The organism is Micromonospora sp. NPDC003241 (assembly GCF_053589795.1).
In genome coordinates this window covers 1-22,611 of record NZ_JBSFSO010000001.1, presented here as the reverse complement: position 1 = coordinate 22,611, position 22,611 = coordinate 1, and the positions used below count along the sequence as shown (strand labels likewise).

Below are 22,611 nucleotides of genomic sequence, written 5' to 3'. Positions count from 1 at the left end.
TACTGCTGCGCGGCGGACCCGAGCGACCTCCGGAGACGACCCTGACCCCACCCTGAGATCGGTGGGGCGGTGATGTCCGGGGCGTCCCCGTGGTCGGCCGACCACCGCGCGTGTGACGATCGGACCAGCGCCGCCGCACCGTCCTTCTCCGGCGCGATCCGTCCTGACCAGGGAGTACGTGATCAGCACCGTCAGTCAGCCACCGCGCCTCTATCGGGCCCCGGAGCACCGGATGGCCGCCGGGGTGGCTACCGGCATCGCCGAGCACCTCGGCGTCCCGGTGCTCCGGGTCCGGGTCGCCTTCATGGTGCTGCTCGGGCTGAGCGGGCTCGGCCTGCTGCTCTACGCCGCCTTCTGGGCCGTCGTGCCGCTGCGGCCGGGAGACACCGCCGTGCCGCCCCGGCGGGAGTTCGGGCAGTTGCTGCCGTTCGTGGCGATCGGGCTCGGTGTCCTGCTGGTCCAGATGATGCTCTTCGACTCGGTGGGTGCCGCGGGCACCGCCGGCTGGCTGGTCGCGATCATCGCGGTGGGGGCCGGCGTGATCTGGCACCAGTCGACCCCCGAGCGGCGGCGGCAGTGGGGCGAGTCGATGCCGGTGCCGTGGCTCGGCGCGGTGGTGGAGGAGAGCGACCGGCGGGCCTTCGTGCTCCGTTTCGTCGGCGGTGGGGTACTGGTCGCCGTCGGCATCATCGGTGTCGCCGCCGTGTACTCCCCGGCGCAGAACCTCGACGCGGTGATCAACGGCGTGATCTTCGCGCTGGTCGGCCTGGCCGGTGTCGGGGTGGTGGCCGCGCCGGTGCTCTGGCGGACGTGGAACCAGCTCCGCTCCGAGCGCGAGGGACGCATCCGGGAACAGGAACGCGCCGAGCTGGCGGCCATGGTGCACGACCAGGTGCTGCACACCCTCGCGCTGATCCAGCGCAACGCCAGTGACGTGAAGGCCGTCCAGCGGCTGGCCCGGGGCCAGGAGCGCTCGCTGCGGAACTGGCTCTACAAGCCCACCGCCTCGCCCACCGAACGGTTCGCCGCCGCGTTGGAGCAGGCCGCCGCCGAGGTCGAGGACACCTTCGCGATCACCGTGGAGACGGTGGTGGTCGGTGACCGGGACACCGACGAACGGGTCGGTGCGATCGTCGCCGCGGCCCGGGAGGCGCTGGTGAACGCCGCCCGGCACGCCGGGGTGCAGACCGTCTCGCTCTATGCCGAGGTGGAACCCGACCAGGTCAGCGTCTTCGTACGGGACCGGGGAGCGGGCTTCGATCCGGATACCGTGGAGGATCACCGGCACGGTGTACGGGGCTCGATCATCGGGCGGATGAAGCGACACGGCGGCCGGGCGGAGATCCGCTCCGGGCCGGGGGAGGGGACCGAGGTGCGACTGATCCTGCCGATCAGTCGGGACTCGGCCACGGCGGAAAGGGACAGATCATGACCGAGCAGTCGACGCCAGCGGCCGAGCCGACGGGAGCCGGACCCGAGCGGCTGCGCGTGTTCCTGGTCGACGACCACGCCATGTTCCGCGCCGGGGTACGCGCCGAGCTGGGCGCGCACGTGGAGGTGGTGGGCGAGGCGAGCACGGTGTCCGAGGCGGTCAGCCGGATCGCGGCCACCGAACCGGACGTGGTGCTGCTCGACGTACACATGCCCGACGGGGGCGGTCGTGCGGTGCTGGAGGCGATGCGGCGCAGCCATCCGCAGGTGCGGTTCCTGGCGCTCAGCGTCTCCGACGCCGCCGAGGACGTGATCGGGCTGATCCGGGCCGGTGCCCGGGGCTACGTCACCAAGACCATCTCGCCGGACGAGCTGGCCGCCGCGATCCGGCGGGTGGCCGACGGCGACGCCGTGTTCAGCCCCCGGCTGGCCGGGTTCGTGCTGGACGCCTTCGCGGCCCGCCCCGACGCCCCGGTCGCCGACCCCGAGCTGGACCAGCTCACCAACCGCGAGCGCGAGGTGCTGCGGCTGCTGGCCCGGGGGTACGCGTACAAGGAGATCGCCCGGGAGTTGTACATCTCGATCAAGACGGTCGAGACCCACGTCTCCAACGTGTTGCGCAAGCTCCAGATGTCCAACCGCTACGAGCTGTCCCGCTGGGCCGCGGACCGCCGGTTGGTGTGAGCGGACGGGGGTTCGTCCGGGCCTCGGGCAGACGATCACCCGAGGAACTGATTCGGTCTCCCGTCTGGAATCGGCATCGTCCTTTCGGTTAGGATTCAGGGCGACGTGGCGGGATTCACCTCAGGTTTCCTGGTCGATGCTTCGGGGTGTTCCGGCCGCGCCGGCAATCGGCCATTCGGGCGCGAAAAAGCCGTTGACGGGCAGCTCATAGCATGCCTGTCGGGTGGCGTGGACGGGGCTCCGGGTCGATGTCGAGGCCGTCCCGGGCGGGTATCGGGTTGATAACACGCCTTTCGGCTTGGGCGCATCGGGTGTCACAGTGGCAGGCACCTCACAACCCCCTCGTGAGCCGAGCGCCCTGAGGAGGCACTCCCATGCGCGGGAAATTCCTGAAGGTGGCGGTCGCGGCGACCGCCACCGCCATGTTGGCCACCGCCTGCGGCGGTGGTAGCGACAACGACAGCGAGTCGAGCGGCCAGGCCGGCGGTACGTTGCGCGTCTACAACGCGGAGCCGGCGTTCCTGACGCCTTCCGGCGGTGACGACGAGCCGTCGTTGTACGTGATCCGTTCGCTCTTCCGTGGTCTGGTCAAGTACAACGCCGAGAGCGCTGCGGTCGAGATGGACCTGGCCGAGTCGGTCGAGTCGGACGACCAGAAGCTCTGGACGATCAAGATCAAGGACGGCTACACCTTCGACAACGGTGAGCCGGTCAACGCCGACTCCTTCATCCGTTCCTGGAACTTCGCGGCCTACAGCCCGAACGCCCAGAACAACGGCTACTTCATGAAGCGGATCGCCGGTATCAAGGACGTCCAGTCCACCGACCCGGACGGCGACGGCCCGCAGAAGGCCCCGGAGCCGACGGCCAAGGAGCTGTCCGGCCTCAAGAAGGTCGACGACCTGACCTTCACCGTCGAGCTGGAGGCTCCGTTCTCCGGCTTCCCGACCACGATCGGCTACCCGGGCTTCTTCCCGATGGCCGAGGCCTGCATCGCCGACATCGCGGCCTGCAACGAGAAGCCGATCGGTAACGGCCCGTACAAGATCGACGGCAACTGGCAGCACAACGTCGCGATCAACGTGGTCCGCAGCGACAGCTGGAAGGGCGAGCCCGGCAAGCCGGACCGCATCGAGTACCGCATCTTCGCTGACATCGACGCCGGCTATGCCGCCTTCCAGGCCGGCGAGCTGGACGTGCTGTACACCGTGCCGCCGGCCCGGTACAAGGAGGCCAAGGCCACCTACGCCGACCGGATGTACGAGCAGCCGGGTGACAGCTTCACCTACGTCGGTATGCCGCTCTACCAGGACAACTTCAAGGACAAGCGGGTCCGCCAGGCGCTCTCGCTGTCGATCGACCGCCAGTCGATCATCGACGCCGTCTTCGACGGCCGGTTCACCCCGGCCACCGGCTTCGTCGCCCCGACCTTCGAGGGTGCGCGGGAGAACGTCACGCCGTACGCCAAGAAGGACGTCGAGAAGGCCAAGCAGCTGCTCGCCGAGGCCGGCGGCTGGCCGGCCGGTGAGAAGCTGATCCTGTGGGCCAACGCCGGTGCCGGCCACGACCAGTGGCTGCAGGCGGTCGGTGACCAGATCAAGGAGGCCCTGGGTATCGACTACGAGCTGCGGGTGAACCTGCAGTTCGCGGAGTACCTGGAGACCGCCGACCAGAAGAAGTTCACCGGTGGGTTCCGCCTCGGCTGGGGTCCGGACTACCCGTTCATGGAGACCTTCCTCTACCCGCTGTACGGCACGGGCTCGGGCAGCAACAACTCGACCTACAGCAACCCCGAGTTCGACGCTGCCATGAAGGAGGGTGACTCGGCCGACTCGATCCAGGCCGCGATCCCGTCCTACCAGAAGGCGGAGGACCTGGTCGGTGAGGACCTGCCGGTCATCCCGATGTGGTTCAACAAGGTTGGTGCCCTCTACAGCGAGAACGTCGACCAGTTCGTCTGGAACTCCGTCTCGGACGCCGACTACGCAGCGATTTCGCTGAAGCAGAACTGAGCTTCAACCGCCTGATCCTGCCGTAACACGACGTGGCGGCAACGGTCTCCCCACCAGGGTGATCGTTGCCGCCACGTCAGCGCCGAGAGGAGACCCCGACATGGGGCGCTACGTCATTCGACGGTTGCTCCAGTTCATCCCCACCGTGCTGGGCACCATGTTCCTGCTCCACTACCTGACTTCACTGGCGATCCAGTTCAGCGGGAACCCGGTCCGGGCGCTGTTCGGGGACCGGACGCCGCCGCCCGCGCTGCTGGAGGCGATCACCGAGCGACTCGGCTACGGTGACCCCTGCCTCGACCAGAAGGGCAACCCCTGCTTCGGGATGTTCCTGGACCGGCTGCAGGGCATCTTCCTGAACTTCGACTTCGGCATCAACCTGCGCCAGCGTGAGGTCACCGACCTGGTGGCGGACGCCATTCCGTTCACGCTCAAGCTGCTGCTCATCGCCATCGTCTTCGAGGCGGTCGTGGGTATCGCCGCCGGTGTGCTCGCCGGTCTGCGCGGCGGCAGCTTCGCCGACTACACGGTCAAGATCAGCACGGTCTTCGTCATCTCGGTGCCGATCTTCGTGCTCGGCCTGATCGTGCGGGAGTTCGTCGGCGTCAAGTTCGGCAACGTGCTGCGGGGCCAGAGCTGGATCCCCGACGTGATCTCCACCGGCATGTTCAGCCCCGGCTTCAAGCCCGACTATCCCTGGGCGAGTCTGATCATCCCGGGCATGGTGCTCGGTGCGACGTCGCTGGCGGTCACCGCCCGGCTCACCCGGACCAGCATCATGGAGAACATCCGGGCCGACTACGTCCGGACGGCGAAGGCCAAGGGCCTGACCACCAAGCGCGTCATCGGTGTGCACACGCTGCGGAACTCGCTGATCCCCGTGATCACCTTCCTGGGCGTCGACATCGGCGCCGCGATGGCCGGCGCGGTGGTCACCGAGACCATCTTCAACGTGCCGGGTATCGGCCGGCTGGTGACGATGTCCGCGCGTACCGGGGAGTCCTCGGTGGTGATCGGCGTGGTGACCATGCTGGTGCTGGTCGTCCTGATCGCCAACCTGCTGGTCGACCTCCTGTACGCCGTGCTCGACCCGAGGATCCGTTATGAGTGACCGGACCGTGGTGACGATGCCGACGCAGGATCTTCCGACCGCTCCCGGGTGCCGGTGGAGCGAAACGAGGTATGAGCATGAGTGAGCGTAGTGAGCGAATCATCGGGCTCAGTGTGTTGGTGCCTCATGGTGGCGCGCAGCGGAGCGGAGCGCCGGCATGAGTGACCTGAGTAGTGCGGGCGCCGCCGTCGGCGGGGCACCGGTGGGCGGTGACGGCCCCACGACCGATGCGCCGGTCGGCGGCAAGGAGCGCAGCGCCAGTCTCTGGGCGGACGCCCGGCGGCAGTTGCTGCGCGACCCGGTCTTCATGATCGCTTCCCTGTACATCCTCGTGGTGGGCTCGATGGCGGCCTTCCCGAAGCTGTGGACCAGCCAGGACCCGCGGGCCTGCAACACCGACCGGTCCCGGATCTCGCCCAGTTGGGAGCACCCGTTCGGGTACGACATCCTGGGCTGCGACTACTACGCGCACGCGATCTACGGCGCGCGGCCGTCGATGGTCATCGCGGTCATGGCGACCGGTGGCATCGTGCTGGTCGGTGGCGTACTCGGCCTGCTCGCCGGCTACTACGGCGGCTGGGTCGACGCGATCATCTCCCGGGTGATGGACATCGTCCTGTCGCTGCCGTTCCTGCTCGGCGCGATCGTGTTCCTCACGGTCATCAAGCGGCAGAACATCTGGACGCTGACCCTCGTGCTGTTCCTGCTCGCCTGGCCGACCATCGCCCGGATCACCCGAGGCAGCGTCATCTCCTCGAAGGACCTGGACTACGTACACGCGGCCAAGGCGGTCGGTGCCCGGAACTCGCGGCTGATGTTCCGGCACATCCTGCCGAACGCGATCGCCCCGATGCTGGTCTACGCCACCATCGTGCTCGGTTCGTTCGTCGCCGCGGAGGCCACGCTGACCTTCCTCGGTGTCGGGCTCCAGCCGCCGGCGCAGTCGTGGGGCATCATGATTTCGGTTCACCAGGTCTACTTCCTGGAGGACCCGTGGCTGCTGCTCTTCCCCTGTGGCCTGCTGGTCGGCACGGTGCTGTCCTTCATCCTGATGGGTGACGCACTGCGTGACGCCCTCGACCCGAAGTTCCGGTGATCCCGAATGAGTGAGCGGAGCGAGCGAATCAGCAGGCTCAGCGCGTTGGTGTCTCATGCCGGCGCGGAGCGAAGCGGAGTGTCGGCATGAGCAGTGATGTGAACGTCAAACTGGACGCGCTGCCGGGCCTCGACCCGAACGCGTTGCCACTTCAGGTCAAGAACCTGCAGGTGGAGTTCCGTACCCGTAACGGCGTGGCGCGCGCGGTCAACGGGGTGAGCTTCGATGTGCGGGCCGGCGAGACCCGGGCGATCCTCGGTGAGTCGGGCTGCGGCAAGAGCGTGACCGCTCAGGCGATCATGGGCATCCTGGACAGCCCGCCCGGGTTCGTCACCGGTGGGGAGATCCTGTACCGGGGTGTCGACCTGCTCAAGCTGCCGGAGTCCGAGCGTCGTAAGGTGCGCGCGAACCGGATCGCGATGATCTTCCAGGACGCGCTCTCCGCGCTGAACCCGGTCTTCACCGTCGGGTTCCAGCTCGCCGAGCTGTTCCGTAAGCACCGGGGCATGTCCCGCCAGGCCGCCAAGGCCCGGGCTGTCGAACTGCTCGACCTGGTCAAGATCCCGGCGGCGCAGCAGCGGGTGAACGACTACCCGCACCAGTTCTCCGGTGGTATGCGGCAGCGCGTGATGATCGCGATGGCGCTGGCGCTCGACCCTGAGGTGCTGATCGCGGACGAGCCGACCACCGCGCTGGACGTGACCGTGCAGGCCCAGATCATGGCCCTGCTCGCCGAGCTCCAGCGGGAACGGAACATGGCGCTGGTGCTGATCACCCACGACATGGGTGTGGTGGCCGACGTGGCGGACCGGATCTCCGTCATGTACGCCGGTCGGGTCATCGAGGAAGCCGGCGTGAACGACATCTACGCCAGCCCGGCCCACCCGTACACGAAGGGTCTGTTGGAGTCGATCCCGCGCCTGGACCTCAAGGGCCAGGAGCTCAGCGCCATCAAGGGTCTGCCCCCGGCGCTGACCAACATCCCGCGCGGATGCGCCTTCAACCCCCGGTGCCGGTACACCCAGGACGTCTGCAAGCAGGACCCGGCGCCGCCGCTGTACCAGGTGTCGCCGAGCCGGACGGCTGCGTGCCACTTCTGGAAGGAGGTCAAGGGCGATGAGTGACGTGGTGTTGGAGACCCGCGACCTGGTCAAGCACTTCCCGCTCACCCGGGGCATCGTCTTCAAGAAGCAGATCGGCGCGGTCCGCGCGGTCGACGGGATCAACCTGGAGCTGCGGCGCGGCGAGACCCTCGGCATCGTGGGCGAGTCCGGTTGCGGCAAGTCGACGTTGGCCCGGCTGCTCGTCGGTCTGGAGACGCCGACCTCCGGTGACCTGTTCGTGCAGGGCAAGAACATGGCCAAGGTCGGTGCCGAGGCACGGCGTCGGGGCCGGCGGAACATCCAGCTGGTGATGCAGGACCCGTACACCTCGCTTAACCCGCGAATGACCGTCGGCGACATCATCGGCGAGCCGTTCGAGGTGCACCCGGACGTGGTGCCGAAGGGCCAGCGCCGGCCCAAGGTGCAGGAGCTGCTGGAGCTGGTCGGTCTGAACCCCGACCACATCAACCGCTATCCGCACCAGTTCTCCGGCGGCCAGCGGCAGCGTATCGGCATCGCCCGGGCGCTGGCGCTCAACCCGGAGATCATCCTCTGCGACGAGCCGGTCTCGGCGCTGGACGTATCCATCCAGGCGCAGGTGATCAACCTGCTGGAGAAGCTCCAGAACGAGCTGGGCCTGTCGTACATCTTCATCGCCCACGACCTGTCCGTGGTGCGGCACATCGCCGACCGGGTCGCGGTGATGTACCTCGGCAAGATCGTCGAGATCGGCACCGAGGACCAGATCTACGAGACGCCCACGCATCCGTACACCCAGGCGCTGCTGTCGGCGGTGCCGGTGCCGGACCCGAAGCTGCGTGGGCACCGTGACCAGATCGTCCTGACCGGCGACGTGCCGTCGCCGGCCAACCCGCCGTCCGGCTGCCGGTTCCGCACCCGCTGCTGGAAGGCCCAGGACGTCTGCGCGGAAGAGGAGCCACTGCTGCAGATCAGGGACAAGTCCGGCCACCCGAGCGCCTGCCACTTCGCCGAGGTACGCGACGTGGTGCACGCGACGGAGTAGCCACGCAGACGCCGTCGTGGCCGGTCATCCACACCGGGAGCGGCGGTGAAGGTAGTGCCTCCTCAGTGATTCGGGGCGTCGGCCGTCACCAGCGGCCGGCGCCCCGGTCCGCGTCCAAGCCGCCGTGCCCGGACTGCCCTGGCGCCCGGACTGCCGCTTCCAGGCCGCTGTGTCAGTGCTGCCGCTTCCAGGCCGCTGTGTCCGGGCTGCCGCTTCCGGGCCGCGCTGTGTCCGGGCTGCTGTGTCCGGGCTGCTGTGTCCGGGCTGCCGTGTCCGGGCTGCCGTGTCCGGGCTGCCGTGTCCGGGCCGCCACGGCCGGGTCGTCCACGGTCGGCCCGGCGCCCGTTCACGGGGACGGCCGGTCCCCAGTGTGCCACTCCGATCGACCTGCCCGGGTCAGAGCGGGCCGCGACCGGCCCGCAGCAGCAGCAGCGCCAACTGAGTGCCGTCGGCACCGAGGGCGACCCGGAAGCGTTCCAGGATCTCCTGTTCCCGGGAGAGCACCAGCCGGGTGCCGCCGGAGGCCATCCGGGTCGCGCCGACCTCGCGGGACAGTGCGGCCCGCTCCTGCCACAGCTCGACGATCGTGCGGTCGATCTCGTCGATCCGTACCCGGATGTCGGCGATGCGGGCGGCGGCGCCCGGTTCCGCGGTCCCGGTGCCCGGGGTGTCCGCGCCGGGGCTGGTGCTGCCCCCCGCGCCGGTGCCGTTCGGGGCCGTGCCGGACTCGCCTGGGACGCCGTTCTGCTCCATCACGTCTGTCATCTTCGGGTACCTCTCACGGTGTGGTGCCCGGTGCCCGGATCCCGGGACGACAAAAGCCCCGGACTCCGAGAGCCCGGGGCTTTTCGTAGGTCTTGTCGATCAGGCGCGACCTACGGCTGCCGGACTCCCGGGGCCGTAGTAAAAGTAGAAGCGCTGGTCGATCACGCCGTCGAGTATGCCCGCAGCAGCCGTCGCCGCGCAAGGAAACCGGTTAGGAAGGGACCCTTCCTATGCACGAGGCGTTAGTAGGGGACCCTTCCTTTCACGGGGCGGCGGCGTGGGGCGGGGATGTCGGGGCGGCGGCATAGACTCGCCCTGCGATGCATCCTCTCTTCGACATCCCCGCGTCCCCGTCCGCGCCCGAGCCCGACCGGGCGCTGCCACCGCGCCGGCCGGCTCCCGGCCGCCTCGATCCGTCCGAGTTGGTGGAGGGCCTCAACGGCCCCCAGCGGGACGCGGTCACCCATGCCGGCTCACCGCTGTTGATCGTCGCCGGTGCCGGTTCCGGCAAGACCCGGGTCCTGACCCACCGGATCGCGTACCTGCTCGCCGCGCGGGACGTGCACCCCGGCGAGATCATCGCGATCACCTTCACCAACAAGGCCGCCGGTGAGATGAAGGAACGGGTGGCCGCCCTGGTCGGTCCGCGCGCCCGGATGATGTGGGTCTCCACGTTTCACTCCGCCTGCGTACGGATCCTGCGCGCCGAGCACGAGCACGCCGGGCTCAAGTCCACCTTCTCGATCTACGACGCGGACGACTCCCGCCGGTTGATGCAGATGGTCACCCGCGAGCTCGACCTGGACCCGAAGCGCTACCCGGCGCGGGGCCTGGCGGCCCAGGTCTCCAATCTCAAGAACGAGCTGGTCGACCCGGAGACCTTCGCGGGCCGGGCGTCGGGGCCGAACGAGCGGGCGCTGGCCGAGGCGTACACGCTGTACCAGCGACGGCTGCGCGAGGCGCACGCGCTGGACTTCGACGACCTGATCATGACGACGGTGCATCTGCTCCAGTCGCACCCGCACGTCGCCGAGACCTACCGCCGCCGGTTCCGGCACGTGCTGGTCGACGAGTACCAGGACACCAACCACGCGCAGTACGTGCTGATCAAGGAGTTGGTCTCCGGCACCGAGGGGCTGGCGCCGGCGGAGTTGTGTGTGGTCGGTGACGCGGACCAGTCGATCTACGCCTTCCGGGGCGCGACGATCCGCAACATCCTGGAGTTCGAGCGCGACTTCGGCGACGCCCGCACCATCCTGCTGGAGCAGAACTACCGCTCCACCCAGACCATCCTGAACGCGGCCAACGCGGTGATCGACCGCAACACCTCGCGCAAGCCGAAGCGGCTGTGGAGCGACGCCGGGGCGGGCGAGCAGATCGTCGGGTACGTCGCCGACACCGAGCACGCCGAGGCGGACTGGGTGGGTCGGGAGATCGACCGGCTGGTCGACGCCGACGAGACCCGGCCGGGCGACGTGGCGGTCTTCTACCGCACCAACGCGCAGTCCCGCGTCTTCGAGGAGGTGTTCATCCGGGTCGGCCTGCCGTACAAGGTCGTCGGCGGGGTGCGCTTCTATGAGCGCAAGGAGGTCCGCGACGCGTTGGCCTACCTGCGCGCGGTGGTCAACGACGACGACACGGTGAGTCTGCGCCGGATCCTGAACACGCCCCGGCGGGGCATCGGTGACCGGGCCGAGGCGTGCGTGGAGGCACTGTCCAGCCGGGACCGCGTCTCCTTCGGTGCCGCGCTGCGTCGGGCCAAGGACGCGCCGGGCATCTCCACCCGCGCGGCCAACGGCATCGCCGACTTCGTCGCGCTGCTCGACTCCGCTCGGGAGGTGGCCGTCGACGGCACCCCCGAGGAGGTGCTGGAGGCGGTGCTGACCCGCTCGGGCTACCTGACCGAGCTGGAGGAGAGCCTGGACCCGCAGGACGCGGGCCGGGTGGACAACCTCCAGGAACTGGTCAGTGTGGCCCGGGAGTACACCGAACGGATCGAGGCGACCGGCGCGGAGGGGGAGCGGGCCACGCTGGCCGGTTTCCTGGAGCAGGTGGCCCTGGTGGCCGACGCCGACCAGATCCCCGCCGACGATCCCGAGCACCAGGGCGTGGTCACGCTGATGACCCTGCACACCGCCAAGGGGCTGGAGTTCCCGGTGGTCTTCCTGACCGGCCTGGAGGACGGCGTCTTCCCGCACCTGCGCTCGCTGGGCGACACCCGGGAGTTGGAGGAGGAACGGCGGCTGGCATACGTGGGCATCACCCGGGCCCGGCAACGTCTCTACCTGTCCCGGGCGGTGACCCGGTCGGCGTGGGGGCAGCCGGCGTACAACCCGCCGTCGCGGTTCCTGGAGGAACTGCCGACCGAGCTGGTCCGCTGGGAGCGCACCGAGGGGTCGTACACCTCCTGGGGCGGCGGTGGCGGCGGCGTGGGCGGTCGCGCGGACCGGGTGGGCGGCGGCTTCACCGGCGGTACGCCCCGCGCGGTCCAGTTGGCCCGCAAGCTGGGCGTGGACGGCAGTCGGCTGGCCACCGCGAGCGAGCTGCCGCAGGGCCCCAAGGTCTCCGCCGGGGACCGGGTCAACCACCAGCGGTACGGACTCGGTCGGGTGGTGACGGTGGAGGGCCACGGTCCGGGTGCCCGCGCGCAGATCGACTTCGGCGACCAGACGTTGTGGCTGGTGCTGCGGCACGCCCCGATCGAGAAGATCTGACGGCTCGGCGCACCGGCCCGGGGTGGGCCGGTGCGCCGGACGCTGGGCGTCAGGTCAGCACGCCACGTCGATGCCCCGGGCACGCAGGAACGGCGCCGGGTCGATCTGGTTCCACATCTGACCCTGGTGCACCTCGAAGTGCAGGTGTGGCCCGGTGGAGTCGCCGGTGGAGCCCTCCAGGCCGATGGTCTGCCCGGTGCTGACCTTCTCGCCCACGCTCACCCGAGTGGTGCTCAGGTGGGCGTAGTGGGTGAGGTAGCCGTTGCCGTGGTCGATGACGACCGAGATGCCGTACCCGTCACCGACGTCGCCGGCCTTCGTGACAGTGCCCTTGGAGGCGGCCCGCACCGGTGTGCCGGCGGGCAGCGCGAAGTCGATACCGGCGTGCAGCGTGCCCCAGCGGGGGCCGTAGCACGAGGTGATCGCGGCGCCGGCCATCGGGATGACCCAGTCGGGCTTCGGTGCCGCGCTCGTGGTGGTCTTCGTGGCGGCCTTGCTGGCCTTGGTCGCCGTCGGACGAGGTTTCGCGGTCGGGCTCGCGCTGGGTGTCGCGGTAGGGCTGGCCGTCGGGGTCGGCGTCGGGCTCTCCGGGGCGGCCGTCTCCCGGGCCGAGCGGTCGGCGCGGTCGGCGGCCTCCGCGCGGTCGGCGGCTTCGGCGCTGGCCTGCGCGTCGAGTGAGACGGGGCTCGGGGTGGGGCTGTCGTCGAGATTGGTCACGACGACGCCACCGAGTCCGAGTCCCAGTACGGCGACCGCGCCGACGGCCAGCCGACGGCCGCGCCGGCCGATCCGGCGGCGGTGCCGGGCGGGGGCGTGGGGGAGCTCGGGGTTCGGGGTGGAGCTGTCGTCCTGCACGGGGTGGACCTCACTGGATCGAGGGGTACGTGACCTGGAAATCCTGGGGTCCGCCGGGTGTTCGTCGAGTACCGGGGTTGGGTGGGCGGGCGGTGATGGCGGTGCTGCTTTCCCGGTCCGTCCCCGGTTGCCGCCGGATGACCGGGTCGATACGTCGGCCGGGGTGTGCGCTCGACCACAGTGCCGACTGTGGCCCGGGACACTTTGCGATCCGGGACGGCACGAAAAACCGCCCGGATCAATCGATCCGGGCGGTTAACGGGTGCAACGGGGTGTCAGAACTCCGTTACCTCGCTGTAAATTGCCTCAGTTTGCAGCTTGATGTCCACTCCGCGCTCCTGGAGCCAGGGCACCGGGTCGAGCGGCTTGCCCTTGACATGGATCTCCAGGTGCAGGTGGACCCCGTAGGAGTGTCCGGTGTTGCCGACCAGACCGAGCTGGTCGCCGGCCTTGACCTGCTGGCCCTCGCGGACGCTGACGGCCGAGGAGTGGCCGTAGATCGCCTCGCTGCCGTCGGGGTGCTGCACGATCACGGCGTTGCCGTACCCGCCGAACCAGCCGGCCTTGGTGACGGTGCCCTCGTGGATCGAGACGTACGGGGTGCCCTCCGGCGCGACCAGGTCGATGCCGGTGTGCAGCTTGCCCCACCGCATGCCGTAGGGGGAGTTGAAGTCGTAGCCCTGCAGTGGCAGCAGCCAGACGCCGGAGTCCTCGACGGTCTCCGGAGCGCTCCGGCCGTCCCGGGAGGACCGCTCGGCGGCGTCGGCACGCTCGGCAGCACCCTGGCTGCTGACCGCTGCCTGCTTCAGCTCGTCGAGAACCGACTGTTCGACGCTCTTGGCGTCCGGCAGTGCGCCGGCGCCCAGTGCCACCACGCCGGCACCGACGAAGGCGGTGGTGACGACTGCGGCGTAGCGGCTACGCGGGGGGGTGGGTACGCGGCGGCGACCGCGATATCGATCGGGCTCAGACGACAGGCGCTGGCGCACGCACACCCTCCGTTGTCGGGGTTCCGAGGCGTTCGGCCGCCGTCCGGATCAGTGATCCGTCCGCCGGCTGGTCGCGTCGTCACCCGTCCGCAAACCTGATGACAACCGTGGACACGGTAGCCAACCGTCAGTCGCCCCACAAGCCGGAGCGCCGAACTCGTTGGACCTTTCTGTCCCTTTCCGTCCATTAATGTCATGGCTCGCGGCACTGGAGGGCTGCCCTCGTTATCGTCCGTTCGTCGCACACCGTGACCGATCGGCGGAGTCGTCCTCCTTGACCCGGACCGGGTTGGTCATGCCTCTGTGTGAGGTCGTCGTGGCGGCGGGTCCGTCACCGGGGCCCGGCCCCGGTTCCCCGAGTTCGGGGGCGCGGGTTACCGTTCGTTCAGGTGAAAGCCCCGGAGCCGGTGAAAGGGATGCGCAGATGAGCTCTCGTGTTCGGGTCGTCGTCGCCAAGCCGGGCCTGGACGGCCACGACCGTGGGGCCAAGGTGGTGGCCCGCGCTCTCCGGGACGCCGGCATGGAGGTCATCTACACCGGCCTGCACCAGACGCCGGAGCAGATCGTGGAGACCGCGATCCAGGAGGACGCCGACGCCGTCGGCCTCTCCGTGCTCTCCGGCGCGCACATGACGCTGTTCCGCCGGGTGCTCGAACTGCTGGGCGAGCGCGACGCCCGGGACATCGTGGTCTTCGGTGGGGGCATCATCCCGGACGCCGACATCCCGGAGCTGGAGCAGCTCGGCGTGGCCAAGATCTTCACGCCGGGCGCGACCACCCAGTCCATCGTGGAGTGGGTCCGCAGCAACGTCGCCCAACCGGTGAGCTGAACCCGGCACGCGCGGACCCGATCGGGCGCGCACGGGAACCGACGCGGAAAAGGCGCGCAAGGGGAGGGGCCGGACGCACCCCTCACACGTCCGGCCCCTCTATGCACGATGCCCCGCCGCCACCCCTCGACCGACAGGGCATCGGCCGCTTGCGTCCTCGCGCCGTTCAGCGCTCCGACATCTGACTCAACGAGGCCCTGCCGACCGGGTTACGGACCGGCACCGGGTTCCCTGCCCGGCCCGTCGAGATCGCTCGAACGGGTGACACCGGAGCGGTCGCTGCGGCGCGGTGCACGCCGGTGACGCAGCGTCGGTGGTGGCTGTGGATTACCGCACACCCCGCACCCGCTCGGTTGCCGCCCGTGCCGACATCGTTAGGCTGCGCCCAATGAACCCCGCACCACCTCTGCCCACGGTCCGCAGGATCCACGGGGCGGGCGCGGTGCGCGAGTGCCGTGCGGTTCGGGCCGCGCGAGGTTCAGCGGTCTGCGTCAACTTCGACTGATGTCAGGCACCGCACTGTTTACTTTCCATACGCTGGTGGCGGCGCGACGGTGCGCCGCGGAGACGGGACGGGACGCGCAATCGTGGACCTGTACGAATACCAGGGGCGGGACCTGTTCGAGCGGCACGGTCTGCCCGTGCTCGCCGGCGGCGTTGCCACTACCCCGGAGGAGGCCCGCGCGATCGCCGATCGCCTCGGCGGCCGAGTGGTCGTCAAGGCGCAGGTGAAGGTCGGCGGGCGAGGCAAGGCCGGCGGCGTCAAGCTCGCCGAGGGCGCGGAGGAGACGGTGGCCCGCGCCACCGACATCCTCGGCATGGACATCAAGGGTCACACGGTCCACAAGGTCATGATCACGGTGACCGCGGACGTGGCCGACGAGTACTACTTCTCGTACCTGCTGGACCGGGCGAACCGCACCTTCCTCTGCATCGCCAGCGTCGCTGGCGGCATGGACATCGAGCAGGTCGCCGCCGACACCCCGGACAAGGTCGTCAAGGCCCCGATCGACGCCGTCAAGGGTGTCGACGAGGCCAAGGCCCGGGAGATCGTCTCCGCCGCCGGCTTCCCGGCCGAGGTCGCCGACCAGGTCGTCGACGTCGCGGTGGGGCTGTGGAAGGCGTTCGTCGCCGAGGACGCCACCCTGGTCGAGGTCAACCCGTTGGCCAAGACCGGTGACGGCACCCTGCTGCTGCTGGACGCCAAGATCTCGCTGGACGAGAACGCCGGCTTCCGGCACCCGGACCACGAGGCCCTGGTCGACCAGGCGACCGTGGACCCGCTGGAGCAGGCCGCCAAGGAGAAGGACCTCAACTACGTCAAGCTCGACGGCGAGGTCGGCATCATCGGCAACGGCGCGGGTCTGGTCATGTCCACGCTCGACGTGGTCGCGTACGCCGGTGAGCGGCACGGCAACGTGAAGCCGGCCAACTTCCTCGACATCGGCGGCGGTGCGAGCGCTGCGGTGATGGCCAACGGCCTGGAGATCGTGCTCTCCGACCCGGCGGTCCGGAGCGTCTTCGTCAACGTCTTCGGTGGCATCACCGCCTGCGACGAGGTCGCCAACGGCATCATCCAGGCGCTGGCCCTGCTGGAGCAGCGCGGGGAGCAGGTCACCAAGCCGCTCGTCGTGCGGCTCGACGGCAACAACGCCGAAGCTGGTCGGGCGATCCTCGACAGCGCGAACAACCCGCTGGTGCAGCGGGTCGACACCATGGACGGCGCGGCCGAGCGGGCCGCCGAGCTGGCGGCTGCGGGGGTCTGACAATGGCTATCTGGCTGACCAAGGACTCGAAGGTCATCGTCCAGGGGATGACCGGTTCCGAGGGTTCCAAGCACACCCGGCGGATGCTCGCGGCCGGCACCAACGTCGTCGGCGGCGTGAACCCGCGCAAGGCGGGCACCACCGTCGACTTCGACGGCACCGAGCTGCCGGTCTTCGCCAGCGTCGCGGACGCGATGAAGGACACCGGCGCCGACGTCACCGTCATCTTCGTGCCCCCGCAGTTCACCAAGGGCGCGGTCATCGAGGCGATCGACGCCGAGATCCCGCTGGCCGTGGTGATCACCGAGGGTGTGCCGGTGCACGACACCGCCGCCTTCTGGGCGTACAACACGGGCAAGGGCGAGCGGACCCGGATCGTCGGGCCGAACTGCCCCGGCATCGCCTCGCCGGGCGCCTCCAACGCCGGCATCATCCCGGCCGACATCACCGGCAGCGGCCGGATCGGCCTGGTCAGCAAGAGCGGCACGCTGACCTACCAGATGATGTACGAGTTGCGTGACATCGGCTTCTCGACCTGCGTCGGCATCGGTGGTGACCCGATCATCGGCACCACGCACATCGACGCGCTGGCCGCGTTCGAGGCCGACCCGGACACCGACGCCATCGTGATGATCGGTGAGATCGGCGGCGACGCCGAGGAGCGGGCGGCCGAGTACATCAAGGCCAACGTCACCAAGCCGGTGGTCGGCTACATCGCCGGCTTCACCGCCCCGCCCGGCAAGACCATGGGGCACGCCGGCGCGATCATCTCGGGTTCGGCGGGTACCGCCGACGCGAAGAAGGCCGCGCTGGAGGCGGTCGGCGTCAAGGTCGGCAAGACCCCGACCGAGACCGCCAAGCTGATGCGGGAGATCATGTCCGCCGGCTGAGCCGGTACGACAGTCTTCGAGGGGCCGACCGGAAGGTCGGCCCCTCAGCGGTTCCAGTACGGGTAGTTGCCCGTGGCGGACAGGATCAGGCTCACCACGATGTTGAGCACACCCAGACCGATAGCGACGTAGCCCAGCACCGGGGACTGCCGGTAGCGGCGCGCGTCGCGGATCGACAACCAACCGAAGACGATGCCGAGGATGCCGCAGCAGAGCACCCCGGTCACGATGCCCAGCACGCCCCACAGAGTGGTGCGGTCCCGGCCTGCCGGTGGCGGCGGGGGCGGTGGATACGGAGCGTTCACGGCACTTCCCTCTCGGACACTAGCTGCCGCGACGTCGGCCACGGCCCTGAGCCGAGGCTAGACCGGACCCTGCCGCCGGCATGCCGGATCAGGCGAACTCACCTCCGGACGGGGTGGTGTCGGACAGCCGAGGCGGCCCCGGCATGCCAGAGTAGAGACGATGTCCTCCGTCACCCCTGACCAGCCGCGCCGGGCCACCGACGCCCGCGGAGTCGGCGCCCGGCCACCCGGTCGCGCCGGCCCGCCCCGCCGGGTACCGGTGCAACGGGGCACGCCCGGCGGTCGCCGTCACCCGCCCCTCGCGGTCGCCGCGTTGGTGGCCGCCGGTGGGGCCGCGCTCACCTCCTGGCTGCCGGTGGCGTTCGCACTCTGGTTGTTCCAGCTCAGCGAGGGCGCCGCCACCCTGCTGGGCGCGATCCGCGCGGGGGCGGCCGGATGGCTGCTCGGGCACGGCGTACCGCTGGACACCGCCGCCGGCCCTCTGGGCCTGGCCCCGCTCGCGGTCACCGTGCTGGCGATCTGGCGACTCACCCGAGCCGGCGTGCACGCCAGCCGCGCGGTCGGCGCGCGCGGCAGCCGGTCGCCGGGACGCACGCTGGCCGTCGCGGCGGCGGTCGGAGTCGGGTACGGGCTGATCGGGCTGCTCGCCGCGCTGCTCGTGGGCACCGGCGACACCGGTGTGTCGTGGTCCCGGGCCGCAGTGACGCTCGCCGTGCTCGGCACACTCGCCGCCGGTCTCGGCGCGGCCCGGACCACCGAGCTGGCCGACGTGCTCGCCGGGCAGGTGCCGACGCCGGTGCGCGAAGGGGCCCGGGCCGGCCTGGTGGCCGCACTGGTGCTGCTCGGCGCGGGGGCGGCCGGGGCGGGACTGGCCGTGGCGACCGGCGGGGGCGACGCGGCCGACCTGATCGGCGCCTACCGCACCGGCGTGGCCGGGCAGGCGGGCATCACCCTGGTCAGCCTGGCGTACGCGCCCAACGCCACCCTCTGGGCCACCAGCTACCTGCTCGGGCCCGGCTTCGCCGTCGGCACCGACACGGCGGTCCGCACCAGCGAGGTGTCCGTCGGCGCGCTACCGGCGCTGCCGCTGTTCGCCGGACTGCCGAGCGGGCCGATCGACGGGCTCGGCTCGATCGTGGTTCTCGCGATGCCGGTCCTGGTCGGCATGGGCGCCGGTTGGCTACTGGCCCGCCGGTTGATCCGGTCCGCCGGGGCCGACCGCGCACCGCTGCGCTGGCGGCGGCTGCTGGTGCCGGCCGTACTCGTCGGCCCGGTGGCCGGGGCGCTTCTCGGGGTGCTCGCCGAGGTCTCCGGCGGGCCGCTCGGTGCCGGACGGCTGGCCGAGGTCGGCCCGGTCGGTTGGCAGGTGGCGCTGGCCGCGACGCTGATCACGGGCGGCGGGGCGGTGCTCGGCGCGGGGGCCACCCGCTGGCTCACCCGTCACCCGAGCTGACCGCTGGGCCGACCGTCACGGCGGAGACCGTCACCGCTGTGCGAGGGCCAGAAACGGGCGAGGGGCGCTCCGCCAGTGCGGAGCGCCCCTCGACCAGCCCTGTCTAGGCATCGGCCAAGTAGCCGATCAGCAACAGCACGAGATGGATCACGCCCAGCAGAATTCCGATGCCACCACAGATCAGGCCGGCGAGGGCCTGCCCGGAGTTGTTCGCCAGGCCCTGATCGGCCTTCTGCTTGCCCAGCCAACCGGTGATGGCCGCGGCCAACCCCAGCGGGATGCCGAGATAGCAGCAGACCAGCGGAATCGATGCGATGCCGAGGATCATCGACACCAGGCCGAGGGTGTTCTGCTGTCCTCCCGAGCCGGCGAAGCCCGCGTGCGGGTACATCGGCGCACCGCCGTACGGCTGCGGGGCGTACGGGTCATGGTAGGGCTGGCCACCGTAGGGGTGCCCCGACGTCGGCGGCTGACCGTAGGCCGGGGGCTGACCGTACGCCGGCGCTCCGGCGGGCGGGGCCGAGTACGGGTCGTACGGCTGCCCGGAGGTGGGCGGCTGCTGGCCGTACGGGTCGTAGGGCTGCCCCGAGGCGGGCGGCTGCTGACCGTACGGGTCGGCCTGCTGGTACGGGTCGACCGCAGGCGTGTGCGGTTCAGGTGTGGCGTACGGGTTGGCCGGCGGCGGCGCGTAGGGGTTGGCCGGCGGCGGAGCGTACGGGTTGTGCGGAGGTGGAGCTGTCGGGTCCCCGTACGGCTGTTGCTGGCCGTACGGGTCCTGACCGGGGTTACCGGGTTGCATGTGGTTCCGTAACTCAGACGTTCGAGCCGCTGAGCGAACCGAGAACGCCACCGCCCAGGCAGCAGAGCAGCACGATCGCGAGCCACGCGACACCGACGATGATGGCCCACTTGGACCACTTCTTCGACTCGGCGGACGCGGCCTGGGCACCGGCGTGGTCACCCTGCTGGAGCAGCTGGTTGACCTTCGAGGCGTTGATGATGGCGGGGATCGCCAGTGGCCAGAAGAGGAAGATGGCGACGATCGACATCGTCATGTTGTTGTCGACCTGCTGGGGCGGCTGGGAGGGGTATCCGGGCTGCATGGTGACGAGCTCCTCACGTACGTGTCGCTGATGGGTGCGGGCCGGACATGCGCCGGTCCCAAGCGACCGGCAGCGTACCCGGTCTGTGCGACTTCGGTGGCCGGCGAAGGGTGGGCGGCCCACCGGGTGGGCACCGGACCAGCGCCGATCCGCCGCCGGATAGGGTGTGCCGGTGACCGAGCCCGCCCGCATCGTCGTCCTCGTCTCCGGCTCCGGCAGCAACCTGCAGGCGCTGCTGGACGCGACCACCGACCCGGCGTACGGGGCCCGGGTGGTCGCGGTGGGCGCGGACCGCGACGGCATCGCCGGGCTGGACCGGGCCGCCGCCGCAGGGGTGCCGACCTTCGTGGCGCGGGTCAAGGACCACCCGTCCCGTGAGGAGTGGGACGCGACGCTCACCGAGCAGGTCGCCGAGCACCGGCCCGACCTGGTCGTCTCCGCCGGGTTCCTGAAGCTTGTCGGTACGCGGTTCCTCGCCGCCTTCGGCGACCGCTACCTGAACACCCACAACACCCTCCTGCCGGCGTTCCCCGGCATCCACGGCCCCCGGGACGCGCTCGCCTACGGGGTGAAGGTCACCGGGGCGACGCTCTTCTTCGTCGACGCCGGGATGGACACCGGCCCGATCGTGGCGCAGGTGGCGGTGCCGGTGCACGAGGACGACGACGTGGACACGCTCACCGAGCGCATCAAGGAAGCCGAGCGGCAGCAACTCGTCGAGCAGGTGGGCCGGCTGGTCCGCGAGGGTTGGACGATCACCGGGAGAAAGGTCACAGTTCCGTGAGTTCCATCGAGGACGGGCGCCGCCCGATCCGGCGGGCACTGGTCAGCGTCTACGACAAGAGCGGTCTGGTCGACCTGGCCCGGGCGCTGCACGCCGCCGGGGTGGAGATCGTCTCCACCGGGAGCACCGCGTCGACGATCGCCGGTGCCGGCGTACCGGTGACCGCCGTGGAGCAGGTGACCGGCTTCCCGGAGATCCTCGACGGCCGGGTGAAGACCCTGCACCCGAAGATCCACGGTGGACTCCTCGCCGACCTGCGCAAGGACACCCACGTCGCCCAGCTCGACGAGCACGGCATCGCCGGGATCGACCTGTTGGTGTCCAACCTGTACCCGTTCCAGCAGACCGTCGCCTCCGGCGCGAGCCAGGACGAGTGCGTCGAGCAGATCGACATCGGCGGTCCGGCGATGGTGCGCGCCGCCGCCAAGAACCACGCCTCGGTGGCCGTGGTGACCGACCCGGCCGCGTACCCGCTGCTGCTGGCCGCGCTCGACGGCGGTGGCTTCACCCTGGCGCAGCGGCGGGCGCTGGCCGCCCGCGCCTTCGCCGACATCGCCGAGTACGACGTGGCGGTCGCCGACTGGTTCGCCACGTCCCTGGCCCCGGCGGAGGACGGCGGAGCGGAGTTCGCCGGGCTGGCGCTGCGGCGGCAGGCGGTGCTGCGGTACGGCGAGAACCCGCACCAGGGCGCGGTGGTCTACGCGGACCCGGCGAGCCCGCCCGGGTTGGCCCAGGCCGAGCAGTTGCACGGCAAGGAGATGTCCTACAACAACTACGTCGACGCCGACGCCGCCTGGCGGGCCGCGAACGACTTCGCCGACCAGCCGGCGGTGGCCGTGATCAAGCACGCCAACCCGTGCGGCATCGCGGTCGGCGCGGACGTGGCCGAGGCGCACCGCAAGGCGCACGCCTGCGACCCGGTCTCCGCCTTCGGCGGCGTCATCGCGGTGAACCGGCCGGTCTCGGTCGAGTTGGCCGGGCAGATCGCCGAGATCTTCACCGAGGTCGTGGTGGCGCCCGGGTACGAGCCGGGGGCCACCGAGGTGCTCCAGGCCAAGAAGAACATCCGGCTGCTGCGGGCACCGGAGTTCCGCCCGCTGCCGACCGAGTGGCGGCAGATCACCGGCGGTGTGCTGGTGCAGGAACGCGACGCGATCGACGCCCCGGGCGACGACCCGACGACCTGGCGGTTGGCCACCGGCGAGGCGGCCGACGAGGCGACCCTGGCCGACCTGGCCTTCGCCTGGCGGGCGGTGCGCGCGGTGAAGAGCAACGCGATCCTGCTGGCGCAGGACGGCGCCACGGTCGGTGTCGGGATGGGCCAGGTCAACCGGGTCGACTCGGCGCGACTGGCGGTCAGCCGGGCCGGTGCCGACCGGGCGCGGGGCGCGGTGGCGGCCTCGGACGCGTTCTTCCCGTTCGCCGATGGCCCGCAGATCCTGATCGACGCCGGGATCCGGGCGATCGTGCAGCCGGGCGGCTCGATCCGGGACGAGGAGGTGATCGCCGCCTGCAAGCAGGCCGGCGTCACCATGTACCTCACCGGCACCCGGCACTTCTTCCACTGACCCGCCGCCGCGCGACCGGCGGCGCCGGGTGCGCTTGCGGCTGTGATGTTAGGAAGGGTCCCCTGCTATACACCAGGCGTTAGCAGGGGACCCTTCCTTACACCGATCGCAGCTCGGCGAAATGACAGG

Annotated in this window: 20 protein-coding genes; 14 read left to right on the top strand and 6 right to left on the bottom strand. The window is 70.4% G+C overall.

The features are described 5' to 3' along the window. Window positions 1–163: 163 nt before the first annotated feature. The 7 genes from ACWDVW_RS00100 (at window position 164) to ACWDVW_RS00070 (ending at window position 8,461) form a co-directional block, all read left to right on the top strand. A complete protein-coding gene (locus ACWDVW_RS00100) occupies window positions 164–1,432 on the top strand; it encodes a PspC domain-containing protein (RefSeq protein WP_449943482.1) in 1,269 nt (422 codons plus the stop codon). Next, window positions 1,429–2,115: a response regulator transcription factor gene (locus ACWDVW_RS00095; protein WP_350692752.1), complete on the top strand. Its 687-nt coding sequence runs from the start codon at window positions 1,429–1,431 to the stop codon at window positions 2,113–2,115. Before ACWDVW_RS00100 ends, ACWDVW_RS00095 begins: the two co-directional genes overlap by 4 nt. A 374-nt stretch (window positions 2,116–2,489) precedes the next feature. Next, a complete protein-coding gene (locus ACWDVW_RS00090; RefSeq protein WP_449942881.1) occupies window positions 2,490–4,127 on the top strand; it encodes a peptide ABC transporter substrate-binding protein in 1,638 nt (545 codons plus the stop codon). A 100-nt stretch (window positions 4,128–4,227) separates the two neighbouring features. Further along, window positions 4,228–5,238: an ABC transporter permease gene (locus ACWDVW_RS00085; protein ID WP_131053632.1), complete on the top strand. Its 1,011-nt coding sequence runs from the start codon at window positions 4,228–4,230 to the stop codon at window positions 5,236–5,238. A 157-nt stretch (window positions 5,239–5,395) separates the two neighbouring features. Then, the gene (locus tag ACWDVW_RS00080) at window positions 5,396–6,334 is read left to right on the top strand and encodes an ABC transporter permease (RefSeq protein ID WP_449942878.1); all 939 of its coding nucleotides are present in this window, start codon (window positions 5,396–5,398) and stop codon (window positions 6,332–6,334) included. Window positions 6,335–6,420: 86 nt separating this feature from the next. Then, window positions 6,421–7,458, top strand: a complete 1,038-nt coding sequence (locus tag ACWDVW_RS00075; RefSeq protein WP_449942876.1) for an ABC transporter ATP-binding protein — start codon at window positions 6,421–6,423, stop codon at window positions 7,456–7,458. Next, a complete protein-coding gene (locus tag ACWDVW_RS00070) occupies window positions 7,451–8,461 on the top strand; it encodes an ABC transporter ATP-binding protein (protein ID WP_350692744.1) in 1,011 nt (336 codons plus the stop codon). Before ACWDVW_RS00075 ends, ACWDVW_RS00070 begins: the two co-directional genes overlap by 8 nt. Before the next feature lie 396 nt (window positions 8,462–8,857). On the opposite strand, the gene ACWDVW_RS00065 is transcribed toward ACWDVW_RS00070, so the two are convergent. Beyond that, window positions 8,858–9,226 carry a chorismate mutase gene (locus ACWDVW_RS00065; RefSeq protein ID WP_449942873.1) on the bottom strand — a complete coding sequence of 123 codons (369 nt, stop codon included), beginning with the start codon at window positions 9,224–9,226 and terminating at the stop codon, window positions 8,858–8,860. 320 nt (window positions 9,227–9,546) lie between these two features. Between ACWDVW_RS00065 and pcrA the strand changes: the two genes are divergently transcribed. After that, window positions 9,547–11,940 (top strand): DNA helicase PcrA, encoded by a 2,394-nt coding sequence (gene pcrA, locus ACWDVW_RS00060; RefSeq protein ID WP_449942871.1) that lies wholly within the window; start codon window positions 9,547–9,549, stop codon window positions 11,938–11,940. A 54-nt stretch (window positions 11,941–11,994) separates the two neighbouring features. Here pcrA and ACWDVW_RS00055 read toward each other — a convergent pair whose 3' ends face one another. Together ACWDVW_RS00055 and ACWDVW_RS00050 are read right to left on the bottom strand one after the other, a co-directional pair. Continuing rightward, a complete protein-coding gene (locus ACWDVW_RS00055) occupies window positions 11,995–12,795 on the bottom strand; it encodes a M23 family metallopeptidase (RefSeq protein WP_449942868.1) in 801 nt (266 codons plus the stop codon). A 275-nt stretch (window positions 12,796–13,070) separates the two neighbouring features. After that, on the bottom strand, window positions 13,071–13,784 hold the full coding sequence (locus ACWDVW_RS00050; protein ID WP_449942866.1) for a M23 family metallopeptidase: 714 nt from the start codon (window positions 13,782–13,784) through the stop codon (window positions 13,071–13,073). Window positions 13,785–14,208: 424 nt separating this feature from the next. On the opposite strand from ACWDVW_RS00050, the gene ACWDVW_RS00045 reads away from it, so the two are divergent. The 3 genes from ACWDVW_RS00045 to sucD all read left to right on the top strand — a co-directional run bounded on the left by ACWDVW_RS00045 (window position 14,209) and on the right by sucD (window position 17,269). After that, window positions 14,209–14,613 carry a cobalamin B12-binding domain-containing protein gene (locus ACWDVW_RS00045; RefSeq protein WP_350692734.1) on the top strand — a complete coding sequence of 135 codons (405 nt, stop codon included), beginning with the start codon at window positions 14,209–14,211 and terminating at the stop codon, window positions 14,611–14,613. A gap of 587 nt (window positions 14,614–15,200) precedes the next feature. Beyond that, complete coding sequence (gene sucC, locus ACWDVW_RS00040) at window positions 15,201–16,379, top strand: ADP-forming succinate--CoA ligase subunit beta (RefSeq protein ID WP_449942862.1); 1,179 nt, start codon at window positions 15,201–15,203, stop codon at window positions 16,377–16,379. Window positions 16,380–16,381: 2 nt separating this feature from the next. After that, entirely contained in the window at window positions 16,382–17,269 is an 888-nt protein-coding gene (gene sucD / locus ACWDVW_RS00035) for a succinate--CoA ligase subunit alpha (protein WP_176095199.1), read from the top strand. A gap of 44 nt (window positions 17,270–17,313) precedes the next feature. Here the strand turns inward: sucD and ACWDVW_RS00030 are convergent, their stop codons facing one another. After that, entirely contained in the window at window positions 17,314–17,574 is a 261-nt protein-coding gene (locus tag ACWDVW_RS00030) for a DUF4190 domain-containing protein (protein ID WP_449942858.1), read from the bottom strand. Window positions 17,575–17,734: 160 nt separating this feature from the next. On the opposite strand from ACWDVW_RS00030, the gene ACWDVW_RS00025 reads away from it, so the two are divergent. Next, window positions 17,735–19,027, top strand: a complete 1,293-nt coding sequence (locus tag ACWDVW_RS00025; RefSeq protein ID WP_449942855.1) for a cell division protein PerM — start codon at window positions 17,735–17,737, stop codon at window positions 19,025–19,027. Between the two features lie 103 nt (window positions 19,028–19,130). On the opposite strand, the gene ACWDVW_RS00020 is transcribed toward ACWDVW_RS00025, so the two are convergent. Both ACWDVW_RS00020 and ACWDVW_RS00015 read right to left on the bottom strand, forming a co-directional pair. After that, window positions 19,131–19,826, bottom strand: a complete 696-nt coding sequence (locus ACWDVW_RS00020) for a DUF4190 domain-containing protein (protein WP_449942854.1) — start codon at window positions 19,824–19,826, stop codon at window positions 19,131–19,133. A 13-nt stretch (window positions 19,827–19,839) separates the two neighbouring features. Beyond that, complete coding sequence (locus tag ACWDVW_RS00015) at window positions 19,840–20,130, bottom strand: CD225/dispanin family protein (RefSeq protein WP_449942852.1); 291 nt, start codon at window positions 20,128–20,130, stop codon at window positions 19,840–19,842. Window positions 20,131–20,302: 172 nt separating this feature from the next. Here ACWDVW_RS00015 and purN point away from each other — a divergent pair, with 172 nt between their 5' ends. Both purN and purH read left to right on the top strand, forming a co-directional pair. Beyond that, the gene (purN, locus tag ACWDVW_RS00010; RefSeq protein ID WP_449942849.1) at window positions 20,303–20,914 is read left to right on the top strand and encodes a phosphoribosylglycinamide formyltransferase; all 612 of its coding nucleotides are present in this window, start codon (window positions 20,303–20,305) and stop codon (window positions 20,912–20,914) included. Beyond that, a complete protein-coding gene (gene purH, locus ACWDVW_RS00005; RefSeq protein WP_449942846.1) occupies window positions 20,911–22,482 on the top strand; it encodes a bifunctional phosphoribosylaminoimidazolecarboxamide formyltransferase/IMP cyclohydrolase in 1,572 nt (523 codons plus the stop codon). The genes purN and purH overlap by 4 nt, the downstream gene beginning before the upstream one ends. Window positions 22,483–22,611 lie beyond the last annotated feature (129 nt).

Bases quoted from the DNA above. Each gene is read 5' to 3' on its own strand.
- sucD (WP_176095199.1), top strand. From the start codon at position 16,382: ATGGCTATCTGGCTGACCAAGGACTCGAAGGTCATCGTCCAGGGGATG.
- ACWDVW_RS00045 (WP_350692734.1), top strand. From the start codon at position 14,209: ATGAGCTCTCGTGTTCGGGTCGTCGTCGCCAAGCCGGGCCTGGACGGC.
- ACWDVW_RS00095 (WP_350692752.1), top strand. From the start codon at position 1,429: ATGACCGAGCAGTCGACGCCAGCGGCCGAGCCGACGGGAGCCGGACCC.
- ACWDVW_RS00085 (WP_131053632.1), top strand. From the start codon at position 4,228: ATGGGGCGCTACGTCATTCGACGGTTGCTCCAGTTCATCCCCACCGTG.
- ACWDVW_RS00065 (WP_449942873.1), bottom strand. From the start codon at position 9,226: ATGACAGACGTGATGGAGCAGAACGGCGTCCCAGGCGAGTCCGGCACG.
- ACWDVW_RS00015 (WP_449942852.1), bottom strand. From the start codon at position 20,130: ATGCAGCCCGGATACCCCTCCCAGCCGCCCCAGCAGGTCGACAACAAC.
- ACWDVW_RS00080 (WP_449942878.1), top strand. From the start codon at position 5,396: ATGAGTGACCTGAGTAGTGCGGGCGCCGCCGTCGGCGGGGCACCGGTG.
- pcrA (WP_449942871.1), top strand. From the start codon at position 9,547: ATGCATCCTCTCTTCGACATCCCCGCGTCCCCGTCCGCGCCCGAGCCC.
- ACWDVW_RS00075 (WP_449942876.1), top strand. From the start codon at position 6,421: ATGAGCAGTGATGTGAACGTCAAACTGGACGCGCTGCCGGGCCTCGAC.
- ACWDVW_RS00070 (WP_350692744.1), top strand. From the start codon at position 7,451: ATGAGTGACGTGGTGTTGGAGACCCGCGACCTGGTCAAGCACTTCCCG.
- ACWDVW_RS00025 (WP_449942855.1), top strand. From the start codon at position 17,735: ATGTCCTCCGTCACCCCTGACCAGCCGCGCCGGGCCACCGACGCCCGC.
- ACWDVW_RS00090 (WP_449942881.1), top strand. From the start codon at position 2,490: ATGCGCGGGAAATTCCTGAAGGTGGCGGTCGCGGCGACCGCCACCGCC.
- ACWDVW_RS00020 (WP_449942854.1), bottom strand. From the start codon at position 19,826: ATGCAACCCGGTAACCCCGGTCAGGACCCGTACGGCCAGCAACAGCCG.